Source organism: Myxococcus llanfairpwllgwyngyllgogerychwyrndrobwllllantysiliogogogochensis (assembly GCF_006636215.1).
Classification (GTDB): domain Bacteria; phylum Myxococcota; class Myxococcia; order Myxococcales; family Myxococcaceae; genus Myxococcus; species Myxococcus llanfairpwllgwyngyllgogerychwyrndrobwllllantysiliogogogochensis.
Genome location: NZ_VIFM01000463.1, coordinates 1 through 4,168, shown reverse-complemented (window position 1 = coordinate 4,168; position 4,168 = coordinate 1). Strand labels below are relative to the sequence as shown.

The 4,168-nt window shown below is 68.4% G+C and carries 5 protein-coding genes; 1 reads left to right on the top strand and 4 read right to left on the bottom strand.

Going from position 1 to position 4,168, the window contains the following annotated elements; all coding sequences use genetic code 11:
• The first annotated feature begins 122 nt into the window (after nucleotides 1-122).
• The gene (locus FJV41_RS48295) at nucleotides 123-698 is read left to right on the top strand and encodes a carboxypeptidase-like regulatory domain-containing protein (protein WP_141649374.1); all 576 of its coding nucleotides are present in this window, start codon (nucleotides 123-125) and stop codon (nucleotides 696-698) included.
• A 15-nt stretch (nucleotides 699-713) separates the two neighbouring features.
• Here the strand turns inward: FJV41_RS48295 and FJV41_RS48290 are convergent, their stop codons facing one another.
• Genes FJV41_RS48290 through FJV41_RS48275 form a run of 4 tightly spaced genes read right to left on the bottom strand, consistent with a single transcriptional unit; the run spans nucleotide 714 to nucleotide 4,074 of the window.
• The gene (locus FJV41_RS48290) at nucleotides 714-1,124 is read right to left on the bottom strand and encodes a response regulator (RefSeq protein WP_174456961.1); all 411 of its coding nucleotides are present in this window, start codon (nucleotides 1,122-1,124) and stop codon (nucleotides 714-716) included.
• Nucleotides 1,124-1,873: an ATP-binding protein gene (locus FJV41_RS48285; protein ID WP_141649372.1), complete on the bottom strand. Its 750-nt coding sequence runs from the start codon at nucleotides 1,871-1,873 to the stop codon at nucleotides 1,124-1,126. The genes FJV41_RS48290 and FJV41_RS48285 overlap by 1 nt, the downstream gene beginning before the upstream one ends.
• A 3-nt stretch (nucleotides 1,874-1,876) precedes the next feature.
• Entirely contained in the window at nucleotides 1,877-2,653 is a 777-nt protein-coding gene (locus FJV41_RS48280) for a response regulator (RefSeq protein WP_246137892.1), read from the bottom strand.
• Entirely contained in the window at nucleotides 2,653-4,074 is a 1,422-nt protein-coding gene (locus tag FJV41_RS48275; protein WP_141649370.1) for a sensor histidine kinase, read from the bottom strand. Before FJV41_RS48275 ends, FJV41_RS48280 begins: the two co-directional genes overlap by 1 nt.
• Nucleotides 4,075-4,168: the final 94 nt, after the last annotated feature.

Here is a 4,168-nt window from a genome sequence, read left to right as displayed (position 1 = left end):
ACTGACCCCAGGGCCCCACCCACACCTCCCCGTCGGGCGACCCGTGGCCGCACGAAAAATCGCGCGCCACCGGACACCGAGTGTCCTTTGCTGATACACTGAGTCCCACGGGGGTACTCAGCATGCCGCTCAATCGCGGTGAACGCCGGTGGACACTGCCGGCACGGAACGCAGACTGGCTCGTCGTCTCGTCCGTCGACACCGACGCGAAAGAGCGCCGCCCGCGAGTGCCGGACGTGTTCGTCACGTCATCCCTGGACCGGTGGCTGTCCACCCCGTCGGCGCGCACGCTGTATGGCATCTACGAAGCCCTCGGCGGCAGCAGCCCCTTCGGCCTGACGGGCCTGGAGCGCTCCCGCTACGAGCAACGCCTCAAGCAGCGCCTCTCGGACGCCTTCACGCGCGGAGAGCTCGTCGCGCTCGAGGTGGCCCGCCCGAAGAGCGTGCCAGCGCCCTGGACGGCCAGACCCGAGGCCAAGGCCGACGAGGCCGTGGTGGAGGAGATGACCTGGCTGGCCATCGAGCTCAAGGACGAGGCGGGAAAGCCCGTCCCCAACGCGCGCTACGTCGTGAGCCTGCCTGACGGCAGCACGCGCGAAGGCACCCTCAACTCCAATGGCTACGCCCGCGTGGAGGGCGTCAATCCCGGCGAGTGCCAGGTCACCTTTCCAGAACTGGATGGCCAGAGCTGGAGCTGAACACCACCGCGAAGCTCAGGGACGACGCGGCCCAGGAGCAGACGAGGACATCCCCAGCGGTCTCTGGGGCAACAGCTTGAAGAGGAAGGCCAGGAGCGCCTCGAAATGGTCACCCTTGCGGAAGACGGCATCCACCGGCATGTCGATGGCGCTGTCGGCGCCGGTGACGAAGACCACCTTCGCGCCCGGCATGTGGTGACGCACCAACGGAATCAACCCCGTGCCGAAGCCGTCACCCAGGCTCTGGTCCAGCAACACCGCGTCGATGGGCCGCGGGTGGTTGAGCCACTTCTCCGCTTCCGCGTAGGAACCCGCTGTCACCACCGCGAACCCCGCTTCCTCCAGCAGCGCCGCGAGCGTCATCCGGTTGGACGGGTCATCTTCCACCAGCAGCAGGCAGCGCCCGAAGGTCCAGCTCGTCTCCATCACTTGCTCCCCCGTATCTCGTCATGGCCCGCGAGCCGCATCCTGGCCCCCGCCTCCGGGCGGTGCAGGAAGAGGACCTCGACGTGCGTGCCCCCCGAGGGGCCTCCGTCCAGTGCCACCTTCCCCCCATTGCGCAGCACCAATCGCTGCACGATGTTCAATCCCAATCCCGCGTGGCCGGGACGTGTCGAATAGAAGGGCTCGAAGGCGCGTGAATACGCCTCCGCCGCCAGCCCCTCTCCCGCGTCCTCCACGCGGATGCCCACGCCGCCCTCACCTTCTTCAACGTCCCAGGTCCGCACGGTGAGCATTCCTCCGCGCGGCATCGCTTCCACGGCGTTGTCCACCAGACAGCGCACCAGCAGCGCCAGGTCCTCCAAATCCAGCGGCACCGTGCCCCGGGCCTTGAAGTCGCGCTCCACGCGCACCTGCTCCGGCACCCTCGCCTCGCGCAGCCCCTGCTCCATCGCCTCGCTCGCGTGGCACAGGGGCTTGTCGCTGCTGGCCACCGGGGCGCGTCGCGTCAGCACCTCCTCGGCCGCCGCCAGCTCCCGGTCGATGAGCTGGAAGAAGGCTTCCACCCGGGCATCCGTGCTCCAGACGTCCGTCTTCTGCATCTTCCGCATCAGGTAGAACGAAGCATTGCGGACACTGGCCAGCTTGTTGCGGAGGTCATGCCGCAGCGTGGAGGCGACGACGTCCGCCACCGCGGCCCGTTCCCGCGCTTGGAGATCTGCGCGCGCGCCCATCCGTCAATTCCTCGCACCCTGGGGCCCCGAGGGCCCCTGCGCCCGGGGTTGGCCTCTCACCCGGGCAATCGCTTGCACCAATTCCCGCAGCGGCACCGGCTTGGTCATACACACCACCGCGCCCTGCGCCGCCACCTTGCGTAACAATTCTGGCACCACGTGCCCGGACATCGCGATGACGGCCACGGACAAATCCGCCGCCTTCACCTTCGCCACCAGCTCCGGCCCGCTCATCTCCGGCATCACCAAATCCAGCACGCACACGTCGAAGTCGCCCGAGCGCAGGTACGTCAGCGCTTCCTCGCCGCTGTACACCGCGCGCGCACGCAGCCCCACGGTGCTCAGCGCGCGCACCATGGCGCGCGCCACCGGCTCCGTGTCGTCCACCACCAGGACCTGGGGAGCCCGCGCCGCGCGCAGAATCGTGTCCAGCGCGTGCGCCACGTCGAAGGGCTTGGGCAACACGGTGAAGGCGCCCTCCGCGAGCGCGTCCTCCACCAGTTCTTCCGCCGTGAAGGCGGTCATCAGCACCACGGGCATGTCCGGACGCGCCTGCTTGATGCGGCGCAGCAGATCAACCCCGTGCAGCCCGGGCATGCGCATGTCGCTGAGCACCACGTCCACCGGGTGCTCGCCCAGCAGGCGCAGCGCTTCCTCGCCGTTGGCGGCCTCCAGAACGGTATGGCCCTCCAACTCCAGGTTCGCCGCGAGCGTGATGCGCAGCCCCTCCTCGTCGTCGACCAAAAGGATGCGAGCGGGGCCCAAAGCCACGTCCTCCATCATGCGGCCTGCGCCGCCGCGGTTGCCGGGAGATGAATATGGAATTCACTACCCCGGCCGGCTTCGCTTCGCACAGAGATTGTGCCGCCGTGACGTTGCACCATGTTGGCCACAATGGCCAGCCCCAAGCCGGTGCCACGCGTCTTGGTTGTGAAGAGCGGTTCGAAAATCTTGGGCAGCACGTCCGGAGGGATGCCCGTCCCGTCATCTACCACGCGAATGGCCCACGGCCCGGTGTCGCCGCCTTCCGCCAGCACTGAAACCTGACCGGTTCTTCCCTGGGGCATGGCCTCCACCGCGTTCTGCACCAGATTCACCAGCACCTGACGGAACTGTTCCTTGTCCAGGCTCGGCACCGGGAGCGACTCGGGCACTTCGTTGAGGATGCGGACACCCTCGCGCGAGGGGACCACGCCAATGGCCTCGTCCACCAGAGGTCGCAACGGACACGGCTGCAGCGCCGGTGGCCGCTCGCGCGCGAAGTCGAGCAGGTCGGAGATGATTTTCGCGCACGCACCCAATTCGCGCTCCATCACCCCGAGGAACTGGGGGACCCGTGGGTCATCCGCGGCCCCGATGGCATCCCGACTCAGTCGTCGGGAGAGGTAGGCATGCGCGTTGCGCACGGCGGCCAGCGGGTTGCGCAATTCATGACCCACGCTGGCGGCGAGCTGACCCACCGCGGCCAGCTTCTCCACGCGGATGAGGTGCTCCTGGAAGCCGCTCAGCTCGCGCAGGGCGCGGTCCAGTTCGGCGGACTTGTCCTCCTCGCGCTCGCGCGCCAGCTCCAGCTCCGCGCGGCGCACCGCCACTTCGCGCATCTCCCGCCGCATCACCCGGCCCGCGTGCAGGAGCACCAGGTTCAGGAAGCCCACCCAGAGCGCATGCTCCAGGAAGCGCCACCACTCCGCGTTGGGCAGGCCGTACACGGACTCCGGCCAGAGGACGCCTCGGATGACGTGGTCCGCGACGGTGGCGCACGTGGCCGTCAGGAGCACCCACGGGTCCCGGTACAGGGAGAGGAACGCGAGCGAGACGAAGATGTGGAAGTGCGTCTCGATGCGCCCACCCGTCAGGTGGATGAGCAGCGAGGACCACAACATCTGCGCCAGGGCCACCCCGTGCCGTGTGGAGACGGCCCCGGGACGCCAGCGCGCCAGCGCGAGGGGGAACACGGTGAGCGCGGCGCCGAGGAACAGCGCCGCGTACACGTGGGCGTGGAGGGCGCGGTCCTTGCCCTCCCAGCCGTAGGGCGAGACGAAGAGGGCCACGAGGATGCCGAAGGCCCATTGGGCCAGCATCAGTCCCGCGAAGAGGCGGTCCGTGCGGCGTCGCACCGTGGTCAGGTGCTCGTGGAACAGCAGAACGGCGCGTTCCTTCAGTGCCACCGTCGGGCCGCTGGCATCCTCCGTGGGCTTCATGGGGTGTTCGTGGCCCGGGCCTCGGGCGGTTCCTCCAGTGCGCAACCGTAGACCTGTCTCTTATACACCTCTGACTCTTCCTACTAGCTCATAA

Coding starts and splice junctions, on each gene's coding strand:
- FJV41_RS48295 (WP_141649374.1), top strand. CDS start 123: ATGCCGCTCAATCGCGGTGAACGCCGGTGGACACTGCCGGCACGGAAC.
- FJV41_RS48290 (WP_174456961.1), bottom strand. CDS start 1,124: ATGGAGACGAGCTGGACCTTCGGGCGCTGCCTGCTGCTGGTGGAAGAT.
- FJV41_RS48285 (WP_141649372.1), bottom strand. CDS start 1,873: ATGGGCGCGCGCGCAGATCTCCAAGCGCGGGAACGGGCCGCGGTGGCG.
- FJV41_RS48280 (WP_246137892.1), bottom strand. CDS start 2,653: ATGGAGGACGTGGCTTTGGGCCCCGCTCGCATCCTTTTGGTCGACGAC.
- FJV41_RS48275 (WP_141649370.1), bottom strand. CDS start 4,074: ATGAAGCCCACGGAGGATGCCAGCGGCCCGACGGTGGCACTGAAGGAA.